Here is a 19106-nt window from a genome sequence, read left to right as displayed (position 1 = left end):
TCAGTAGTAGCGCCCGCCCTCGACGGCGGGCAGCGCGTCCAGCTCGGCCAGGTCGTCGGCGGAGAGCGTGAGCCCGGCGGCGCCCGCGTTGTCCAGCAGGTAGCGCGGTGTCCTGGTGCCGGGGATCGGGAAGACGTACCGGCCCTGCGCCAGCGTCCAGGCCAGCGCGACCTGGGCGGGTGTGGCGCCGAGCCGGTCGGCGATCGCCCTGACCCGCCCGACCAGCTCCAGGTTGGCCTGCGATTCCAGCCTCTACCCCTCATCAACCATCGGGCTGTTCATATGCTCATCGACCCACCATGGAGGCGCGGACGGGGCGCGCGGCTCCGGTTTCACCACCGGGCTACCCCACCCGGCCGTCGGCCCGGGGTGTTCGTCCCCGCACGGCCCGCCGGGCCCCGGCGGCCCCGCCCCCGCCAAACCGGCGCGCGAGAGCCCGCCCCGGGGCACCCCGCACCACCGGGCGCCGCCCGCCCGGTCTTGGCACGGCTCGCCGGGACGGTCGACGCTCTGTTCGCGGCCGATCAACTCGGCCCGGCACCACGGAAGTGACCGAAAAGTCACGGAACTCGGGGAGGAACCCATGTCGTTCTCGCGCACCCGCACCGCCGCGCTCGCCCTGGCCGTCGCCGCCACCGCCCTGACCACCACCGCGCTCGCCGCCCCGGCCCAGGCGGCCGGCCACCGCGCGTTCAGCCGCTTCGACGACGGCAGCTTCGAGTCCCCCAAGGCGCCTGCGGGGAACTTCACCGAGTTCGCCGCCGGGCAGACCATCGGCCCGTGGCGGGTCACCAGCGGCAGTGTCGACCTGATCGGGGCGGGCATGTGGCAGGCCGCCGAGGGCGACCAGGCTCTCGACCTCAACGGCAACGCCGCCGGCACCATCGCCCAGACCTTCACCACCGTCCCCGGCGCCACCTACTCGGTGACGTACGCGCTGGCCGGCAACCCCGACGGCGGGGTCGCCCTCCGGACCGGGCGGGCGCTCATCGACGGGCAGGACTTCCAGGACTACTCCTTCGACGTCACCGGCAGGACCAGGGCCGCGATGGGCTACGTCGGACGGCAGTTCAGCTTCGTCGCGCAGAACTCCAGCACCACGCTGGCCTTCGAGAGCACGGTGGGCGGCCCGTACGGCCCGGTGCTCGACAACGTGCAGGTGAAGGAGTGCAAGTCCTGCTGCGGCTGAGACGGCCCGCGGGAGGGCGGTCCTTAAACCCGCCCTTAAACCCGCCCTAAAACCTGCCCGGGACGGCTTCCGGAAGCCGGGAAGTGCTTGACGTGCACAGCTGGTCTAGTCCAGTTTGATCCTCAGCACCGCGCTCCTCCCCGCACCGGACCAGCCCCCATGCTGCCGCCCGCCCCGTGTCCCCCCCTTCACGGCGCGGGCGGCCCCACGTCCCGAGAGGCACCCCCATGCCCAGTGCGCTCCAGCACGCCCCCACGCACCGCCGCCCCACCGGCCGGACCGAACTGCTGAGCCTCGCCGCCGCCGCGGTGCTCGCCGCCGGCGGCCTCGCCACCCTCGCCGGGAACGCCGGCGCCGCCGACGCGAACCTGCTCGCCAACGGCGGCTTCGAGAGCGGCGCCCTCGGCCCGTGGAGCTGTTCCGCCGGCACCGGCAGCGTCGTCAACTCCGGCGCCCACAGCGGGACGTACGCACTCAAGGGGGCGGCGAGCGCGAGCGACACCGCGCAGTGCGGCCAGACCGTGAGCGTCCAGCCCAACACCACGTACAGCCTCAGCGCCTGGGTGCAGGGCCAGTACGTCTACCTCGGCGTTACCGGCAGCGGCGTCACCGACCCCGCCGTGTGGACCCCCGGCGGCTCCAACTGGCAGCAGCTGTCCGCCGGTTTCACCACCGGCCCGACCACCACCAGCGTCACCGTCTACCTGCACGGCTGGTACGGGCAGGGCGGCTACGTCGCCGACGACGTCACGCTCGCCGGCCCCGGCGGCAGCGGTCCGACCACTCCCCCGACCACCCCGCCGACCACTCCGCCCACCGGCGGCCCGACCACCCCGCCGCCGAACGTCGCCCTCCCGGTCGCCCCGTACATCGACATGGGCGCCTGGCCCACGCCGTCCATGCCCGACATGGCCAGGGCGGGCGGCGCCAGGGGTTACAGCATGGGCTTCGTCACCGGCGTCGGCTGCAAGGCCAGCTGGTTCAACGCCTACGACCCGCGCACCGGTTGGGCCAAGGACCAGATCGACGCGCTGCGCGCGGCGGGCGGCGACGTCAAGCTCTCCTTCGGCGGCGCGGCCGGGACCGAACTCGCCGCCGCCTGCACCTCGGTGGACTCGCTGTTCAACGAGTACGACGCCGTGGTCAACGCCTACGACCTGCGCTACGTCGACTACGACATCGAGGGCGCGGCGATCGCCGACACCGCCTCCAACGACCGCCGCTCGGCCGCGCTCGCCAAACTCCAGCAGGCCCACCCCGGCCTCAAGGTCTCGCTCACCCTGCCCGTCCTGCCCGAGGGCCTGACCGGCGACGGCGTGGCCGTCGTCAAGTCCGCCCGGGACGCCGGGGTCAACCTCGACCTGGTCAACGTCATGGCGATGGACTACTACCGCTCCGGCACCGACTACGGCAACGCCACCGTCCAGGCCGCCCGGTCCACCTTCGGCCAGCTCAAAGCGCTCTACCCGGCGAAGACCGACACACAGTTGTGGGCCATGGTCGGGGTCACCCCGATGATCGGCGAGAACGACGACCACCAGATCTACAACCAGGCCGCCGCCCAGCAGTTGGTGACCTTCGCCAAGCGGAACCACCTCGGCCTGCTCGCCTTCTGGGACGCCACCCGGGACGCCAACGCCTGCACCGGCGGCTCGCTGGCCAAGTGCACCAACGTCCCGCAGCAGCCGTACGAGTTCGCGAAGATCTTCAGCCAGTACACGGGCTGAGCCCGGTAGCGGGAACGAGGTGCCGGCGGCCCGGGAAGGGCGGCCGGCACCTCCGCGCGTTCCGGCGCGGGTGTCCGGAAACCGGCGCGCGGCTCCGTCGTTCGCCCGGGAACCATCTAGCATGCGGTGACGACGACCACACGGATGGTAGTCGCCTCCCTGCGCTCCCTGCGCTTCCCCTGTGCCGAACGATTGGGACCTCTCGTGCGTCACCGCCTGCTCCGCGCCGCCCTCGCCCCCGCCGCCGCGATCGCCCTCGCCACCGCCACCGCGCCCGCCGTCCACGCCATGCCGACCGCCCCGAGGTGTCCCAAGGGGCACCTGTGCCTGTTCGATGGTCCGCACCAGACCGGGCGCATCCTGCTCAACGAGGACGCGCACGTCACGAGCGAGGGCTTCAGCCTGCGCGAACTGGACGACATCGAGCCGCCGATCCACCCGCGCTCGGCCGTCGCCCCCCTCCCGAACGACTTCGGCTGCATCATCCGGCTGAACGACCAGCCCCACTTCGCCGGTGACGAGCAGGAGCTCGCCCACTTCGGACCCCACGAGCTCGACGGCCGCCGGGTCGGTTCACTGACGCCCGACTGCGGCTGAGCGCCCGGGCCACCCCCGGCGGAAATTGGCATCTCATCCTTCCGGACCGTCAACTACAGTCCCTCCCACCTGTACGGAACGAGGGGGCGGACATGACGGTCCGGGACGACCACCATCAGCTGATCATCGACACCACGACCAGCGAAGCCGCGTGCGCGGCGGGCCTCACCCCCGAGGAACTCAGCGCGTTCAGCCGCACCCTGGGCCGCCTCCGCGGCCTACCCTCCCACGACCGCACCCGGCTGCACGCCGAGCGGCAGCTCAGCTCCTTCGTGACGGAGAGCCGCAAGCGCCGTCGCCAGGAGGCCAAGGAGGCGCTCCGGCAGGCCGACGCCGACCTGCTCGCCGCCACCGCGACCGGCGCCCGGCACCGCCGCGAGGACGCACCGCTCACCGCAGTCCCCACCGGGCCGGTCGGCGAACTGCAGGTGCCGCGCAGGTGCTACGTCTGCAAGCAGCCGTACCGCCGCGTCGACGGCTTCTACCACATGCTCTGCCCGGACTGCGCGGCCGACAACACCGCCCGCCGCGGCCTCTCCACCGACCTGCGGGGCCGTCGGGCGCTGCTCACCGGGGGGCGGGTGAAGATCGGCTTCCAGCTCGCCCTGATGCTGCTGCGGGACGGCGCCGAGCTGACCGTCACCAGCCGCTTCCCGCAGGACACCGTGCGCCGCTTCCGCGCCGCCGAGGGCAGCGACCAGTGGTGGGAGCGGCTGACGGTGGTCGGCATCGACCTCCGCGACCCGCGCCAAGTCCTCGGCCTGACTGATCAGTTGTGCGCCGACGGCCGCCCACTGGACATCCTGGTCAACAACGCCGCGCAGACGCTGCGCCGCCCGCCCGAGTCCTACGCTCTGCTGGCGGCGGGCGAGACCACGGCCCTGCCGGCCGCCGACCGCCGGGCCGTCACCCGGGCGCCGGGATTCCGGCCGTTCACCGGCGCGGCCCAACTCCCCTCCGGGGCGGGTTCCTTGCTGGACCTCACCGACGAGGCCGGGCTGCTGCCCGACCTCGCGCCCGCCAACTCGTGGTCCGCCACGCTCGGTTCGCTCGACCCGGCCGAGGTGCTGGAGACCCAGCTGGTCAACGCCCTCGCCCCGGCCCTGCTCTGCGACCGGCTGCTGCCGCTGCTGCTCGCCTCCCCGCACCGCGCCCGCTACATCGTCAACGTCACCGCGGTGGAGGGCCGGTTCGCCGTCCGCAACAAGACGGCACGCCACCCGCACACCAACATGGCCAAGGCCGCGCTCAACATGCTCACCCGCACCAGCGCGGCCGAGCTCGCCCCGCGGGGCGTCCACATGTGCGCCGTGGACACCGGCTGGATCACCGACGAGAACCCGGCGCCCAGGAAGACCCGGATCGCCGCCCGGGGCTTCCGCACCCCGCTGGACATCGTGGACGGCGCCGCCCGGGTCTACGACCCGATCGTCCGCGGCGAGGCGGGCGACCCGGTGTCGGAGGTGTTCCTCAAGGACTACCGGGTCGCGGAGTGGTGACGGGCGGGGCCCGGCCCGAACAGGGCTGAGGGCGCCCCCAGCGGCCGGTGGGGAGGTTGGCGCCGCCGGTGCAGTCGAGCACGACGCCGGTGACGAAGGTGTTGGCGGCGAACATGTGGATCGCCCGGGCGACGTCCTCGGGGCGGCCGACCCGGCCGACCGGGGTGGTGGCGGCCAGGCCGTCGAAGAGGGCGGTGCGCTGCTCGGAGGGGACGCGGTCCCACCACGGGGTGTCGATCACGCCGGGCGAGACGGCGTTGACCCGCAGCGGGGCGAGTTCGACGGCCAGCGGCGGGACCATCGCCTCCAGGGCACCGTTGATGGCGGCCAGTCCGGCGGTGCCGGGGATGGCGGCGCGGGCCGAGGCGGCGGTGATCAGGGTGACCGAGCCGTCCTTGCGCAGGTGCGGCAGGGCCGCCTGGAGGACCCGGACCTGCGGCCAGAACTTGGCGTCGAAGCCGTGCGCCAGGTCGGCGAGGTCCAGATCGGCGAACGCGCCGCTGCCGGCCGCGCCGCTGACCGCGACGACCAGGTGGTCGACGGTGCCGGTCGCGGTGAAGAAGGCGGCCAGGGCGGCCGGGTCGGTCGCGTCCAGCTGGACGCCGCTGGTGCTGCCGCCGATCCGGGCGACGGCGGCGTCCAGCTTCTCGCGGTCGCGGCCGGTGATCACGACCTCGGCGCCGTCCGCCGCGAAGGCGGTCGCGGTCGCCTCGCCGATGCCCGAGCTGCCGCCCATCACGACGGTGCGCTGTCCGGCGAAGACGTTCGATGCAGATGCAGTGCTCATGGTTCTGGCCTTTCCGGCTACCTGTTCGCCAACTTGTCGAGACCGTCAGTTCTGGTAATGATGGTTGCCGAGACTGCTAGTCTTGTCAAGCGGGGGCAGAACGAAAGGGAACACGATGAGCGAGACCGACCCGCGGGCGGCCGAACAGGCCCCCTCCGCCCGGCCGCACACCGGCCGCCGCCGCAACGAGGCGGCCCACCGGGCGATCCTGGACGCGGCGCTGCACCTGCTCGCGGACTCCGACGGCACACCCGTCACCGTCGACGCCATCGCCCGTACGGCCGGCGTCGGCAAGCAGACCGTCTACCGCTGGTGGCCCTCCAAGGGCGCGGTCCTGCTGGACGCCCTCACCGACCGCGCCGACCGAGACGTCTCCGACCAGCCGGACACCGGCAGCCTGCGCACCGACCTGCGCGCCTTCATCGAGACCACCTTCGACGCCGCGCAGCGCAGCACCACCGCCTCCGCGCTGCGCACCGTCGTCCGGGAGGCCGCCCGCGACCCCCACCTGGCCGAACTGATGCAGACCTTCACCGCCACCCGGCGGACCGCGCTGCACGAACTCCTCGCCCGGGGCCGCGAACGCGGCGAACTGGACGGCGGCGCCGACCTGGACCTGATCGTGGACCAGGTCTACGGACTGTTCTGGTACCGCTTCCTGCTCGGCCACGCCCCGCTGGACGCCGCCGCCGCCGAACGCCTCGCCGCCACCCTCACCGAGGGGAACCGGGTCAGCTAGCGCTCCGGCGCCGGACCAGCGGCAGGTACACCTCGTCCACGATCTCGACCAGCACGTCGTCGGGCGCACTCGGCACGCCCCGGACGACGAACTCGTTGCGCAGCAGCACCACCGCCACCGTCGCCACCCGCGGGTGCAGTACCTCCGGCGCCGCCTCGCCCCGGGCGACAGCCCGGCCCAGCACGGTCAGCCAGGGGGCGGCCGCGGCGTCGCCGGACTGGTCCTGCAGCTGCGCCAGGAACTCCGTCGCGCCACCGGCCGCGGCCAGCAGTTCGCGCAGCACGCCGCCGAGCGGGGAGCTCCAGTGCCGGTTCGCCTGGCGCAACAACTCCAGGACGTCGCCGCGCAGTTCACCCGTGTCGGGGAGCGGGGCGGCCTTGGCGAGCTGCTTGTAGGCGGCGATACCGAGGGCGAGCCGGTTGGGCCAGCGCCGGTAGAGGGCGTTCTTGTTGGTGCCCGCGCGGGCGGCGACCTTGTCCATGGTCAGCCCCGCGTACCCGGATTCGGCGAGTTCCGCGACGGCGGCCGCCAGGATCGCCTCCTCCAGCGCCGCTCCGCGCCGCCGCGTCTGCCCGGCCATGCTCCCGCTCCGCCCTCGCTGCCGCCCGTACCGCCACCATGCTTACTTGCCGCGCTGGGGCCACGGCAACTACGGTACTGGCCGTACCGTAAGTTTCCGATCCTCCGTGGAGGCAGGAGACCATGCGCGCCAGGGGAATCAGCTACGACACCGGATTCGTCCGGGGCGGCTCGTACTCACGCAAGCTGTTCGACCCCGAGGTCGTCGAGCGCGAGCTCTGGACGCCCTTCGACGTCGTCTCGCTCGACCTCTACCGTTCCGCCGGGACCGCCGACCGCGTCCGCGAGCTGACCGCCCAGGGCAAGCCGGTCGCCGTCACCGAGTTCGGCTCCGCCACCTACCGCGGCGCGGGCGACCGGGGCGCGCTCGGCCTGTCGGTGGTCGAGTACGGCCCCGACGGGCCGGTGCGCCTCGACGGCAGCTACCAGCGCGACGAGCCCGGCCAGGCCGCCCACCTGCGCGAACTGCTGACGGCCTTCGACGCCGGCGGGATCGACGCCGCCTTCGTGTTCACCTTCGCGCTCCACGACTTCGTCCACCGCCCGGACGGCGATCCGCGCGAGGACCTCGACCTGGCCAGCTACGGCATCGTCAAGGTCCACGAGGACCGCCCGGGCAGTACCTTCCCCGGGTTCCCCTGGGAGCCGAAGGAGGCCTTCGCCGCGGTCGGCGAGTACTACCGCACGCACTGAGACGCGGCGCTGCGCAGGAAGTCGGCCGGTCCGACTTCCTGCGCAGCGACCGGGTTCACGCGGTGCGGCGGCGGTAGTAGGCGATGCCGAGGGCGATGGTGATCGGACCCCAGAGCGCCGCGGGGCCGATGCACACCCGGGCCAGCGCCTCCCACCACCCGTTGCTGAAGCCCACCTCGTCCAGCGCCCCGATCCAGGCGAGCGGCTGGAGCCCGAACAGTCCGAACAGCACCAGCCCGCCCAGCAGCGTCGCGACGAGCGGCCCGAGCGGCGGCACCCGGCGCCCGCGCAGCAACGGCACCCAGCGCGGGAACACCTCGCCCCACCCGCTGACCAGGCCCAGGGTGAGCAGCGCCAGCCCCTCGGTGACCAGGCTCAGCGCGAAGACGTACGGGGCGGCCCACCAGGTGAGGGGCGGCCGGCCCGGCTCGACCGTGCCCATCGTGAAGTCGAAGGCGAACGGCAGCCGCCACAGACAGTGCGGCAGCAGGACGAACGGTAGGGCCTTGGCGAGGCGCAACGCCCAACGGGGAACGGGGCGTTCGGTGTCACCGACCGGAATGTTCTTCAACATGCGTCCACCCTCGCCGCGACCACCCCGCCCCCACCTCGACCGCAGGATCGAACCGCCTCCCCCGGCAGAGCCAGTCGGGCATGCGCCAGCAGGCTGACGCGCCCCCGCCCGGACCGCGTCATCCGGGCGTCATCCGACCGTCTTCGCGGCCTTGGCGGCGCGCTCGGCGAACACCTGCTCGCGGCGGTCGGCGGTCTGCTTCATCATCCGCTTGCGGTCGCGGGCGGAGAGCCGGTCGATGTAGAGGCCCCCGTTCAGGTGGTCGGTCTCGTGCTGGAGGCAGCGGGCGAAGTAACCGGTGCCCTCGATCGTCACGGGCTCGCCGTGCTGGTCGACACCGCGCACCACCGCGCGGGCCGGGCGGGCGAGCCGGGTGTTGGCTCCGGGTACGGACAGGCAGCCCTCGACGTCCTCGATCAGCGGGCGGCCGGGGTCCTGCTCCTCGACCACCGGGTTGAGCACGTGCCCGACGTGCCGGACGCCGTCGTCGTCGGGGCAGTCGTAGACGAACAGGCGCAGGTCCACGTCGACCTGGTTGGCGGCGAGTCCGCAGCCGTCGGCAACGTACATGGTGGCGAACATGTCGTCGATCAGCCGGGCCAGGCGCTCGCTGCCGAAGTCCTCCCCGGTCGCCGTGCGGCAGGTGCGGCGGAGGATCTCCTCCCCCACCTCGGTGATCCGTAGGACGGTCGGACGTTCGCGCGACTCGGACACTGTCGCTCCCCCTCATCTCGATGAACCTGCTCGATGGCCTTGCTGTCCACTTTGCAAAGTAGCAGACTTTGCAAAGTGACCGAAGACATCGTCAGAACCGGCGCCCTCCCCGAACACGCCGTCCGCACCGCGCTGCTGGAACTGCTCGCCGAACGCCGCACCCTCACCTCCACCGAGGCCGCCGCCCGACTCGGGTACAGCTCCGGCCTGTGCTCCTTCCACCTGCGGCAGCTCGCCCGGTACGGAGTGATCGAGGAGGCCCCGGCCACCGACGGCCGGGCCCGGCCGTGGCGACTGGCCCAGGCCCAACCGCCCACGACCGGCGACGGGTTCGGCGAGCTGGCCCGCGGCCTGGAGGACGAGAGCTACCGGCACTGGCTCGCCCGGCGCGCCGAAGCCCCGGCCGAGTGGCAGCAGGACGAGGCGTTCAGCACCGTCGTCCACCTCACCCCCGAGGAGCTGACCGCCGTCGCGGACGCCGTGCGGCAGCTGCTCGCCCGTTACCGCGGCCGGGATACCGACCCGCGGACGCGGCCCGCCGGGGCCCGTCCGGTCGCGGCCGTGGCGCGCCTGTTCCCCCTGCTCGACCGGTAGTCAGACCGCCCGCGCCCTGGTCATCGCCCGGGCCACCGGTCCCACCACCAGCCCCAGCGCCGCCCCCAGCACGACGCCCTGCACGCCGTCCCAGACGTCCTGCACGTCACACGCCCGCCCGAGCGCGGGCACCGCGTACTGCAGCCCCGACACCGCGAACGGAAGCATCGCCGTACCCAGCAGCGCCACCGCCGCCCGTCGCCGCGTCCCGGCCAGGGCGGCCGCGAAGCCCACCGGCGCGTAGGTCGCCAGCTTGAGCTCGATGTGCCGCACGTGCAGCAGCTCGTACGGCGAACGCGGCCGGGCGCCCGCCACCGAGCAGTGCCGCGCGGCCTCCGCCGCGTGCCGGAGCACCGACGGCCGGAACGCCTCCGGCAGCAGCGTCGCGACGACCACCCCGCCGAGCCCGAGCAGCAGCAGGAAGCCCACCACCCAGTGGGCCCGCAGCAGCCGCCCCACCGGCCGGTTCAGCAGGGCCGCCGGCACCAGCGAGAGCAGCAGCCCGGGCCAGAAGTTCGGCATCCCGCCGAGCACCGCACTGATCACGCCTCAACGGACGCCCCGAACACCCGGTCGGTTCTCGCGTAACGGCCGGAACGGACGCCGGGTTCACAGGACGCCGGGTTCACAGGACGCCGGGTTCACAGGACGCCGGGGCCACGGTCGCCGGGGCCACCGGACAACGGGGCCACCGGACGCCGGATCCACCGGTCGCCGGGGCACAGCGCACCGAACCCCGCCTCAGTGCGGGATCGAGGAGATCAGCTCCTGCGCGCCCTGCCGCTTGAGTGCCAGGGCGACCGAGGTGCCGAGGTCCTCCGGGCTGAGCACGCCCGCCCACTCGTGGGCGTCCAGCACCCGCTTGCCGTCCGGGGTGAAGACCCGGCCGCGCAGCGAGAGCCGGCCGTCCACCTCGGCCCTGGCGTAGCCGGCGATCGGGCTGTTGCAGTGGCCCTGCAGCACGTGCAGGAACATCCGCTCGGCCGCCGCCTCGCGCCAGGTGTCGTGGTGGCCGAGCCCGGTGACGGCCTCGATGGTCGCGGTGTCGTCCTCGCGGCACTGCAGGACGAGGATGCCGGCGCCGATCGGCGGGCACATCGCCTCGACGCCGAGGACCTCGGTGATCCTGGCCTGCTCGCCGATCCGCTCCAGGCCGGAGACGGCGAGCAGTAGCGCGTCGGCGTCCCCGGCCGCCAGCTTGGCGAGCCGGCTGTTGGCGTTGCCGCGGATCGGGACGCACTCCAGGTGCGGGTGGGTGGCGGCGAGTTGGGCGATGCGGCGGACGGAGGAGGTGCCGATCCGGGTGCCGGGCGGGAGTTCGGCCAGGGTCAGGCCGCCGGGGTGGACGAGCGCGTCGCGGATGTCGTCGCGGCGCAGGTAGGCGGCGAAGACGGTGCCGGCGGGCAGCGGGCGGTCGGCGGGCACGTCCTTGAGGCAGTGCACGGCCACGTCGGCCTCCCCGGCGAGCAGCGCGGCGTCGACCTCCTTGGTGAACGCGCCCTTGCCGCCCAGCTGGGAGAGGTCGCCGGTCCAGCGGTCGCCCGAGGTGGTGACCGGCACCACCTCGGTGCGCAACCCCGGGTGCAGTTCGGCGAGTTCGGTGCGGACCCGGTCGACCTGGGCGAGTGCCATGGGCGAGGAGCGGGAGACGATGCGGATCAGCTCAGCGGTGGCCATGGCGCGATGATAGGCGCTCCGACACCGACGATCGACGATGCGTCAGCCATGCGGCGGACGGCCGGGCGGCGAATCACCCGGCCGTCCACTTGCCGCAGCACCTCACTCGTTGTGCAGCACCTCGGCGATCGGCAGCCGCGCCGCCGAACGGGCCGGGACGAGGGCGCCGAGGACGGCGATCGCGACGCCCGCCAGGGCGAGGGCGGCGAGCAGCGGGGCGCCCCAGACGTCGATCATCGAGTCCGGGAAGGCGATGATCCGGACGTGCTCGACGATCAGCCGGTGCACCAGGATCCCGAGCGGGATGCCGACGATCCCGCTGACCACGCCCTGCCAGGCCACCGAGGTGATGGTCATCGCGACGACCTGCCGGGGCGTCATCCCGATCGACTTCAGCATGCCGAGGTCGCGGCGGCGTTCGCGGATGGTGAGCAGCAGGGTGTTGAAGACGCCGAGCGCGGCGACCACCGACAGCAGGGCGGAGAAAGTCGTGCTGAAGGTCTGGATCGCGACCACGGACCCTTCCGTCCCCGGCGTGACGACCGAGGCCGACAGGCTGGGGTCGGCGCCCGTGACGGCCTTCTGGTAGGCCCCGGCGTCGGCGCCTACGGCGAGCTTCACGTCGTACTCGACCACGTGCGGGTCGGGGGTGAGCAGGGCTCGGGTGGCGTCGTTGGAGGTGATCGCGTTGGCGTTGCCCTGGATCTCCTTGCCGACGATGGTGACGGTGGTCTGCCGCCCCTCCAGGACCAGGGTGACCCGGTCGCCGAGCTTGAGCCCGTGCTGGTCCAGGAAGGCCGGCCCGGCCTCGATCTCGTTCAGCCCGGTCGCCAGGCGGCCCTCGACCACGTTGAGCCGCCGGTGGTCGACCATGGCGTCGCCGCCGTAGAAGTCCGCGAAGACGAGTTGGGGCTGGCCGAGGATGCCGACCCGGACCAGGCCGCGGACGGACACCTGCTCGGCGCCGGGGGTGGTGTGCAGCATCGCCGTGGTCTGCTCCGGGGTCAGCCGGGGCGCGATCTTGTTCTCCGAGAAGGCGCTGGTCTGCACGTCGATGTGGGTGCTGCGGTCGGGCGCGGCCATGGACTTGGCCAGGGTGGTGGTCACCCCGGTGGTCACGGTCACGGTGACCACGCCGAGCACGATCGCCGCCATGGTCAGCGCGGTGCGGGCCGGGCGGGCGAAGGGCTGGCCGAGGCCGAGGCTGACGGCGCGCGGCAGCCGGGTGCCGCTCAGCCAGCGCTGGACCTTGAGGCCGCGCCCGGCGCGCGGGGCGCTGCCCGCCGAGATGGCCTGGGCGGCGGACAGCCGGTGGGCGCGCGAGGCGGGGACGAGCGCGGCGAGGGCGGCCAGCAGCGGGACGCTGACCAGGGTGGCCACGGGCAGCCAGCCCGCCGGTTCGATCACGGCGGTGCCGGTCGAGATGCCGGAGAACGCGGCTTGGAGGATCGGGCCCGCCGCCACCCAGCCGGCCGCCGTACCGAGGACGGTGCCGACGACCGCGGGCACCGACACCATGGTCAGGTAGACCGTGACCACCTGGCGCGGCGTGAAGCCGATCGACTTGAGCACCCCGATGTGCCGGTAGCCGGAGATCACCGCGCCGCTCACCACGTTGCCGACGATCAGCGCGGCGACGACCAGGCCGAGCACGCCGAAGACCGTCATCAGCGGCAAATAGGCGTCGGCGCCCGCCGAGAACGCCTGCTTGAGCACCAGGTAGGACTGCCCGCTCTCGACGGCGCCCTCGGGCAGGCCCTCAGTGGCGTTGGCGAGCGAGGTGGTGAGCTGCTGCTCGGTGGCCGCGTCGGTGAAGCGGTAGAGCATCTGCCGCCCGGTGGGATGCAGGGCGGCCGCCTGCTCGGGGGTGACCCAGCCGCCGGAGGACTGGCTCATGTCGGTCGCGAAGCCGACGACGGTGAGCTTCACCCCGGTGTTGGTGGTGAGCGGCGTGCCGACGAACCGGCTCGCGGCGCCGCCGCCCGGGTTGTTGACGACCACCTCGCCGGGTGCGGAGGCCCAGCGGCCGGCCAGCAGCTCCACCCGGTCCACCGGCGCGGACGCGGGGTCGGGCCGACCGACCAGGGCCAGCGGGCCCGGCGGGCGGCCGACCCAGTCGGCGGGGATGGTCACCACGGCCTGGTCGAAGGGCCCGGCAGCCGCTTCCACGCCCGGCCGGTGGGCGGTGGCGGCCAGTTGCTCCGCCGAGGCCTTGGCCGGGTCGAAGAGGGCGGTGACGTGCGATCCCCGCTCGGCCTCGAAGGCGTCGTCGAACGGGGCCCTGGCGGCGCTGATCACCGCGAGGGCGAGCAGCACGGTCGCGGTGGAGCAGAAGACGACCAGGCCGATCACGACGGTCTGCACCCGGCGGCGCTTCACGGCCGCCCGGGAGGCGCGCCACACGGCACCGCTCATGACGAGGCCTCCAGCATCCGCTCGCGCGCCACCTTGCCGTCCGCGACCTCGACCAGCCGACTGGCGCAGCGGGTGGCCAGGTTGGGGTCGTGGGTGACGATCAGCAGGGTCTGCCCGATCTGGTTGAGGTCGATCAGCAGGTCCATCACCTGCTCGCCCGAGCGGCTGTCCAGCGCGCCGGTCGGCTCGTCGGCGAGCAGCAGGGCCGGCCGGTTCATCAGGGCGCGGGCCACCGCGACGCGCTGGCGCTCGCCGCCGCTGAGCGCGGCCGGGTAGACGTCCTTGCGGTGTGCGACGCCCAGTTCGTCCAGCAGCTCCAGCGCCCGGCGACGGGCCTGCCTGGCCGTGGTGCCGGTCAGCTGGGCGGCCAGGGCGACGTTGTCGAGGGCCGGGAGGTCGTCGATCAGGTTGAAGAACTGGAAGATCATGCCGACGTTGCGGCGGCGGAAGAGCGCCAGCCCGTTCTCGTTCAGCCCGCCGAGGTCCTGCCCCTGCACCCGGACGGTGCCGGAGCTGGGCCGGTCCAGTCCGGCCACCATGTTCAGCAGGGTGGACTTGCCGCACCCCGAGGGGCCCATCACGGCGACCGCCTCGCCCGCCCTGATCCGCAGGTCGACGCCGTCGAGGGCCTTGGCGTCGCCGAACTCCTTGTGCACCCCGGACAACTCGACGACGAAGGGCGCGTCGTCGGGGCGGGTGGTCCCGTCGTGGTCGTTGCTCATGGTCGACGACGGTAGGCGCGCCGGCCGGGGCCGGTCGTCCCACCCGGGGTGTAACCGCAGGTCGCCGTAGTACCGGGGATGTACGGGAGCGGCACCCCCGGATGATGTCGATCAAGCTCCCAGCTGCGAAGCTGGCGCCGTGTGGGGAACAGGGACGGACTGGATCGCGGTGGCGGTGGCGGGCACGGCCTGCGCGGGCGCCGGCTGGCTGGGCGTCGCGCTGGTCCGGGCGCGCCGGCTGTACCGGGCGGCCATCGGCGAGCGCGGCTGGCTGCTGGAACGGGAGCGGGAGAGCGCCGCGAGCGCCGCCGTGGACGCCGAACGGGCGCGGATCGCCTCCGAGCTGCACGACATCGTGAGCCACAACGTGAGCCTGATGGTGGTGCAGGCCGGGGCCGCGCGCGAAGTGCTGGCCACCATGCCGGAGGAGGCGGCGGCCGCGATGGGCGCGGTCGAGGCGGCCGGGCGGGACACGATGACCGAACTGCGGCATCTGCTGGGCCTGCTCGCCCCGGCCGCGGACGGCAGTGAGGAACCGGAGCCGGAAGGTTTCTCCCCGCAGCCGAGCCTGAGCCGGCTGAGCCCGTTGATCGACCGGTTCGCCTTCGCCGGGCTGCCGGTGGAGGTGCGGATCTCCGGCGAGCCACGGCCGCTGCCCGGCGGCATCGACGTGACGGCGTACCGGATCGTCCAGGAGGCGCTGACCAACGCGCTCAAGCACGGGGAAGGGGTGACGGCGGAGGTGACGGTGCGGTACGCGGACCACTACCTGCGCGTCGAGGTGCTGAACAGCGGCCCGAGCGTGCTCTCCGGTTCGTCCGCCCCCGCACCGAAGCAGGCGGACGGCGCCGGGCGCGGGCTGCTCGGCCTGCGCGAGCGGGTCGCGGTGTACGGCGGGGACCTGGACGCCCGGCGCCGGCTCGGCGGCGGATTCCGGGTGCGCGCCCGCATCCCGCTGGACCGGCCGTGACGGAGGGGACCGTGGAAGAGACCGAACAGCGCCGCCCCCGGGTGGTGATCGCCGACGACCAGGAACTGGTCCGCACCGGCTTCCGGATGATCCTCACCGCCCGCGGCATCGACGTGGTCGCCGAGGCCTCGGACGGCGCGGAGGCGGTGGCCGCCGCCGTCCTGCACCGGCCCGACGTGGCCCTGCTGGACATCCGGATGCCGACCATGGACGGCCTGGAGGCCGCCCGCCGGATCCTGGCCCAGGCGCCCGACTGCCGGGTGATCATGCTGACCACCTTCGACCTGGACCACTACGTCTACGCGGCGCTGTCCGCCGGCGCCAGCGGCTTCCTGCTCAAGGACGTCACCTCGGCCCACCTCGCCGCCGCCGTACGGCTGGTGGACACCGGCGACGCCCTGCTCGCCCCGTCGATCACCCGCCGGCTGGTCGAGCGCTTCGCGACCGGCGCCCCGCACCCGGCGGCCCGCGGCGCCGACTCACCGCGGCTGCACCGCGATCTCGCGCCGCTCACCCCGCGCGAGGTGGAGGTGCTCGGACTGCTCGGACGCGGGCTCTCCAACACCGAGTTGGCGGTCGAGCTGACCCTCAGCGAGTCGACGGTGAAGACCCATGTGGCCCGGATCTTCGCCAAGTTGAACCTGCGCGACCGGGCCCAGGCGGTGGTGCTCGCCTACGAGACGGGGCTGGTCGCCCCCGGCGACGCGAACGGCTGAGCGTCAACTCGTCCACACGTGCGGTGAATTCACCTGACAATCAGCTATCTCACTCCTTAGGGGGAACCGCTCTCGGAGTCCACATCTTTACCAGTCCATGGGGAAGCATCTGGATGTCCGCGCCCGAACCACCCGGAACCGTTTCGGGCGCCATCACCCCGCACGACGAAGACCATTGGACAGGCCCGTGACCACCACCGCCCCCGTGTGGGAGTGCCCCTTCCACCACACCGACGGCCTGGAGTTCGACCCCCTCCTCAAGCGGTTGCTCACGGAGGCCCCGATCGCCAGGGTCCGACTGCCGCACGGCGAGGGTGAGGCCTGGCTGGCCACCCGCTACGAGGACGTCAAGGTGGTCACCACCGACCGCCGGTTCAGCCGCGCCGCCGGCATCGGCCGCGACCTGCCCCGGATGACGCCCGCCCCCATCGCCCAGGCCGAGTCGATCAACCTGATGGACCCGCCCGAGCACAACCGGCTGCGCCGCCTGGTCGCCCAGGGCTTCACCAACCGCCAGGTCGAGCGGATGCGCCCGGCCACCCAGCGGATCGTCGACGGCTACTTCGACGAGATGGAGGAGCACGGCGCCCCGGCCGACCTGGCGCAGTTCCTCTCCGCCCGGCTCCCGCTCACCACCATCTGCGAAGTGCTGGAGATCCCCGCCCAGGACCGCGACCGGCTGCGCGGCTGGGCCGTCGCGATGATGCGGATGGGCCCGGGCAGCCGCGAGGGCCAGGAGGAGGCCAAGGCCGGGCTGCGCGCCTACTTCACCGCGCTCACCGCCGAGCGCCGCGCCCACCCCGGCGAGGACCTGATCAGCGCGCTCGCCACCGCCCGCGACGGCGACGACCTGCTGGACGCGGACGAGCTCGCCGTGATGGCGATGGTCCTGCTGGTCACCGGCCACGACACCAGCACCTACCAGCTCAGCAACATCACCTACACCCTGCTCACCCACCCCGAACAGCTCGCGAAGCTGCGCGCCCGGCCGGAGTCGCTGCCGCAGGCCCTGGAGGAGCTGCTGCGCTTCATCCCGTTCCGCCAGGGCCCCGGCATCGCCCGGGTCGCCACCGAGGACGTCGAACTGGGCGGGGTGCCGATCCGGGCCGGCGAGGCCGTCCACGTCTCCTACCTGACCGCCAACCGCGACCCGGCGGTGTACGAGCACCCCGACGAACTGGACCTCGACCGCACCGCCGGGCCCGTCAACATGGCCTTCGGTCACGGCCAGCACCGCTGCCTCGGCTCACACCTCGCGCTGATGGAGCTCCAGGTCGCCATCGGCACCCTGCTGCGGCGTTTCCCCGGGCTGCGACTGGCCGTCGACCCGTCCGGACTCGACTGGAACTCCGGCTCGATCTGGCGCTTCCCGCGCACCCTGCCGGTCGCCTGGTAGTCCCTCCCCTCGACACACTGTTCCCGCACCGGGGAGACCCACGCCATGGCCACACTCTGCCGCCCCGCGGTCGCCGTACCCGAGCACGTCATCACCCTCGAGGAGACCCTCGACCTGGCCCGCGCGCTGCACGCCGGTCATCCCCAACTCGGCCTGGCACTGCGGCTGATCGAGAACACCGGGGTGCGGACCAGGCACCTGGTCCAGCCGATCGAGCAGACCCTCACCCACCCGGGCCTCACCGTCCGCAACCAGGTGTACGAGCGGGAGGCCAAACGCCGCGTCCCCGAGGTGGTGGAACGCGCTCTCACCCACGCCGAGTTGCGTGCCCGGGACATCGACCTGCTCATCTACGTGTCCTGCACCGGCTTCATGATGCCGTCGATGACCGCCTGGCTGATCAACACCATGGGCTTCCGCTCCGACACCCGCCAGGTGCCGATCGCCCAGCTCGGCTGCGCGGCCGGCGGCGCAGCCGTCAACCGCGCCCACGACTTCTGCCGCGCCTACCCCGGCGCCAACGTACTGATCGTCGCCTGCGAGTTCTGCTCCCTCTGCTACCAGCCGACCGACCTCGAAGTCGGCTCGCTGCTCTCCAACGGCCTGTTCGGCGACGCCGTCGCCGCCGTGGTGATGCGCGGGCGCGGCGGCAGCGGGGTGCACATCGAGCGCAACGGCTCGCACCTCGTCCCGGACACCGAAAACTGGATCTCGTACGGGGTCAAGGACACCGGCTTCCACTTCCAGCTGGACAAGCGGGTGCCCGGCACCATGGAGATGCTCGCCCCCGCCCTGCGCACCCTGGCCGGACAGCACGGCTGGGACGTCTCCGGGCTCGGCTTCTACATCGTGCACGCCGGCGGCCCGCGCATCCTGGACGACCTCTGCCACTTCCTCAACCTGTCGCCGGAGAAGTTCCGTTACAGCCGGGCCACCCTGACCGAGCGCGGCAACATCGCCAGCGCCGTCGTCTTCGACGCCCTCGCCCGGCTGTTCGCCGACGGCGGCGCCCCCGAGGGCACCCCCGGCCTGATCGCCGGCTTCGGACCGGGCATCACCGCCGAGATCTCCCTCGGCAGTTGGATCGGCGCCCCGCCGGAACCGGCGCACCGACGCCTGCGCGCCATCTCCACCTCCGACATCGCCCTCGTCCATCAGGGCGTCCCCCGCCGTTTCCCGACCGGCACTACGATCACCGATTGACTTCCTCCCCTCCCGAAGGGAGATGATTCGACTTCCTGCTTCACCGACGACCGCCCGCCCGGAGTGCTCCGTTGAGGTCTTACACCGTCTCCCCAGGCTGCCACCGCCGGCCCGGCGGCCAGGACGTTGCGTGCCGCGTTCACGCCCCGGTCGTGGACTGCCAGGTCCTCGACCACGACCGTTGGGTGCCCACGGACGAGCCGAGTGGTGAGTTCACCCCCGGTCGGTCGAGCCGGTCGAACCCCTGAGCCTGCGGGCGAGGTCCCGTCGTGCCCTGGCGAGAGCAGTGCCCGATCAGGGCGTTCATGCCCGCGG

20 protein-coding genes and 1 pseudogene are annotated in these 19106 nt (G+C 73.1%); 11 read left to right on the top strand and 10 right to left on the bottom strand.

Going from position 1 to position 19106, the window contains the following annotated elements; genetic code table 11:
* A complete protein-coding gene (locus BOQ63_RS32870) occupies positions 1–231 on the bottom strand; it encodes an aldo/keto reductase (RefSeq protein WP_318299409.1) in 231 nt (76 codons plus the stop codon).
* A gap of 352 nt (positions 232–583) precedes the next feature.
* On the opposite strand from BOQ63_RS32870, the gene BOQ63_RS32865 reads away from it, so the two are divergent.
* The 4 genes from BOQ63_RS32865 to BOQ63_RS32850 all read left to right on the top strand — a co-directional run bounded on the left by BOQ63_RS32865 (position 584) and on the right by BOQ63_RS32850 (position 5012).
* The gene (locus tag BOQ63_RS32865; RefSeq protein ID WP_030551022.1) at positions 584–1189 is read left to right on the top strand and encodes a choice-of-anchor C family protein; all 606 of its coding nucleotides are present in this window, start codon (positions 584–586) and stop codon (positions 1187–1189) included.
* Between the two features lie 227 nt (positions 1190–1416).
* Positions 1417–2916 carry a carbohydrate binding domain-containing protein gene (locus BOQ63_RS32860; RefSeq protein WP_079183851.1) on the top strand — a complete coding sequence of 500 codons (1500 nt, stop codon included), beginning with the start codon at positions 1417–1419 and terminating at the stop codon, positions 2914–2916.
* 204 nt (positions 2917–3120) lie between these two features.
* Positions 3121–3513: a hypothetical protein gene (locus BOQ63_RS32855; protein WP_072655439.1), complete on the top strand. Its 393-nt coding sequence runs from the start codon at positions 3121–3123 to the stop codon at positions 3511–3513.
* 92 nt (positions 3514–3605) lie between these two features.
* Positions 3606–5012 carry an SDR family NAD(P)-dependent oxidoreductase gene (locus BOQ63_RS32850; RefSeq protein ID WP_079183850.1) on the top strand — a complete coding sequence of 469 codons (1407 nt, stop codon included), beginning with the start codon at positions 3606–3608 and terminating at the stop codon, positions 5010–5012.
* Here the strand turns inward: BOQ63_RS32850 and BOQ63_RS32845 are convergent.
* Positions 4984–5799, bottom strand: coding sequence for an SDR family oxidoreductase (locus BOQ63_RS32845; protein ID WP_499504648.1), 816 nt, complete (start codon positions 5797–5799; stop codon positions 4984–4986). The two genes, BOQ63_RS32850 and BOQ63_RS32845, sit on opposite strands and share 29 nt — an antisense overlap.
* Positions 5800–5914: 115 nt before the next feature.
* Between BOQ63_RS32845 and BOQ63_RS32840 the strand changes: the two genes are divergently transcribed.
* The gene (locus BOQ63_RS32840) at positions 5915–6538 is read left to right on the top strand and encodes a TetR/AcrR family transcriptional regulator (RefSeq protein WP_072655437.1); all 624 of its coding nucleotides are present in this window, start codon (positions 5915–5917) and stop codon (positions 6536–6538) included.
* Here BOQ63_RS32840 and BOQ63_RS32835 read toward each other — a convergent pair.
* Positions 6531–7118 carry a TetR/AcrR family transcriptional regulator gene (locus tag BOQ63_RS32835; RefSeq protein WP_030281527.1) on the bottom strand — a complete coding sequence of 196 codons (588 nt, stop codon included), beginning with the start codon at positions 7116–7118 and terminating at the stop codon, positions 6531–6533. The two genes, BOQ63_RS32840 and BOQ63_RS32835, sit on opposite strands and share 8 nt — an antisense overlap.
* 122 nt (positions 7119–7240) lie before the next feature.
* Between BOQ63_RS32835 and BOQ63_RS32830 the strand changes: the two genes are divergently transcribed.
* Entirely contained in the window at positions 7241–7810 is a 570-nt protein-coding gene (locus BOQ63_RS32830) for a hypothetical protein (RefSeq protein WP_197698003.1), read from the top strand.
* 55 nt (positions 7811–7865) lie between these two features.
* On the opposite strand, the gene BOQ63_RS32825 is transcribed toward BOQ63_RS32830, so the two are convergent.
* Both BOQ63_RS32825 and def read right to left on the bottom strand, forming a co-directional pair.
* Positions 7866–8384, bottom strand: a complete 519-nt coding sequence (locus tag BOQ63_RS32825) for a hypothetical protein (RefSeq protein WP_030281531.1) — start codon at positions 8382–8384, stop codon at positions 7866–7868.
* Between the two features lie 129 nt (positions 8385–8513).
* Positions 8514–9098 carry a peptide deformylase gene (gene def, locus BOQ63_RS32820; RefSeq protein WP_037828802.1) on the bottom strand — a complete coding sequence of 195 codons (585 nt, stop codon included), beginning with the start codon at positions 9096–9098 and terminating at the stop codon, positions 8514–8516.
* A 75-nt stretch (positions 9099–9173) separates the two neighbouring features.
* Here def and BOQ63_RS32815 point away from each other — a divergent pair, with 75 nt between their 5' ends.
* Positions 9174–9692, top strand: coding sequence for a winged helix-turn-helix domain-containing protein (locus BOQ63_RS32815; protein WP_030281534.1), 519 nt, complete (start codon positions 9174–9176; stop codon positions 9690–9692).
* Here the strand turns inward: BOQ63_RS32815 and BOQ63_RS32810 are convergent, their stop codons facing one another.
* The 4 genes from BOQ63_RS32810 to BOQ63_RS32795 all read right to left on the bottom strand — a co-directional run bounded on the left by BOQ63_RS32810 (position 9693) and on the right by BOQ63_RS32795 (position 14506).
* Entirely contained in the window at positions 9693–10238 is a 546-nt protein-coding gene (locus BOQ63_RS32810; RefSeq protein ID WP_030551038.1) for a hypothetical protein, read from the bottom strand.
* 195 nt (positions 10239–10433) lie between these two features.
* Positions 10434–11369 carry a hydroxymethylbilane synthase gene (hemC, locus tag BOQ63_RS32805; RefSeq protein WP_072655436.1) on the bottom strand — a complete coding sequence of 312 codons (936 nt, stop codon included), beginning with the start codon at positions 11367–11369 and terminating at the stop codon, positions 10434–10436.
* A gap of 102 nt (positions 11370–11471) precedes the next feature.
* Positions 11472–13784 (bottom strand): FtsX-like permease family protein, encoded by a 2313-nt coding sequence (locus BOQ63_RS32800; protein WP_050366864.1) that lies wholly within the window; start codon positions 13782–13784, stop codon positions 11472–11474.
* On the bottom strand, positions 13781–14506 hold the full coding sequence (locus tag BOQ63_RS32795) for an ABC transporter ATP-binding protein (RefSeq protein ID WP_046386002.1): 726 nt from the start codon (positions 14504–14506) through the stop codon (positions 13781–13783). Before BOQ63_RS32795 ends, BOQ63_RS32800 begins: the two co-directional genes overlap by 4 nt.
* 139 nt (positions 14507–14645) lie before the next feature.
* Here BOQ63_RS32795 and BOQ63_RS32790 point away from each other — a divergent pair, with 139 nt between their 5' ends.
* The 4 genes from BOQ63_RS32790 (at position 14646) to BOQ63_RS32775 (ending at position 18791) form a co-directional block, all read left to right on the top strand.
* Complete coding sequence (locus tag BOQ63_RS32790) at positions 14646–15476, top strand: sensor histidine kinase (protein ID WP_223886103.1); 831 nt, start codon at positions 14646–14648, stop codon at positions 15474–15476.
* Between the two features lie 11 nt (positions 15477–15487).
* On the top strand, positions 15488–16192 hold the full coding sequence (locus BOQ63_RS32785) for a response regulator (protein ID WP_030281547.1): 705 nt from the start codon (positions 15488–15490) through the stop codon (positions 16190–16192).
* 187 nt (positions 16193–16379) lie between these two features.
* On the top strand, positions 16380–17588 hold the full coding sequence (locus tag BOQ63_RS32780; protein WP_030281549.1) for a cytochrome P450: 1209 nt from the start codon (positions 16380–16382) through the stop codon (positions 17586–17588).
* 45 nt (positions 17589–17633) lie between these two features.
* Positions 17634–18791 (top strand): type III polyketide synthase, encoded by a 1158-nt coding sequence (locus BOQ63_RS32775; RefSeq protein ID WP_030281551.1) that lies wholly within the window; start codon positions 17634–17636, stop codon positions 18789–18791.
* Here BOQ63_RS32775 and BOQ63_RS32770 read toward each other — a convergent pair.
* A pseudogene (locus BOQ63_RS32770) lies at positions 18743–18952 on the bottom strand (hypothetical protein); the annotation flags it as partial. The gene BOQ63_RS32775 and the pseudogene BOQ63_RS32770 sit on opposite strands and share 49 nt — an antisense overlap.
* Positions 18953–19106 lie beyond the last annotated feature (154 nt).

Origin of the sequence: Streptomyces viridifaciens (assembly GCF_001888885.2) — a bacterium.
Lineage (GTDB): Bacteria > Actinomycetota > Actinomycetes > Streptomycetales > Streptomycetaceae > Kitasatospora > Kitasatospora aureofaciens.
This window is presented reverse-complemented; position numbering and strand designations above follow the sequence as displayed.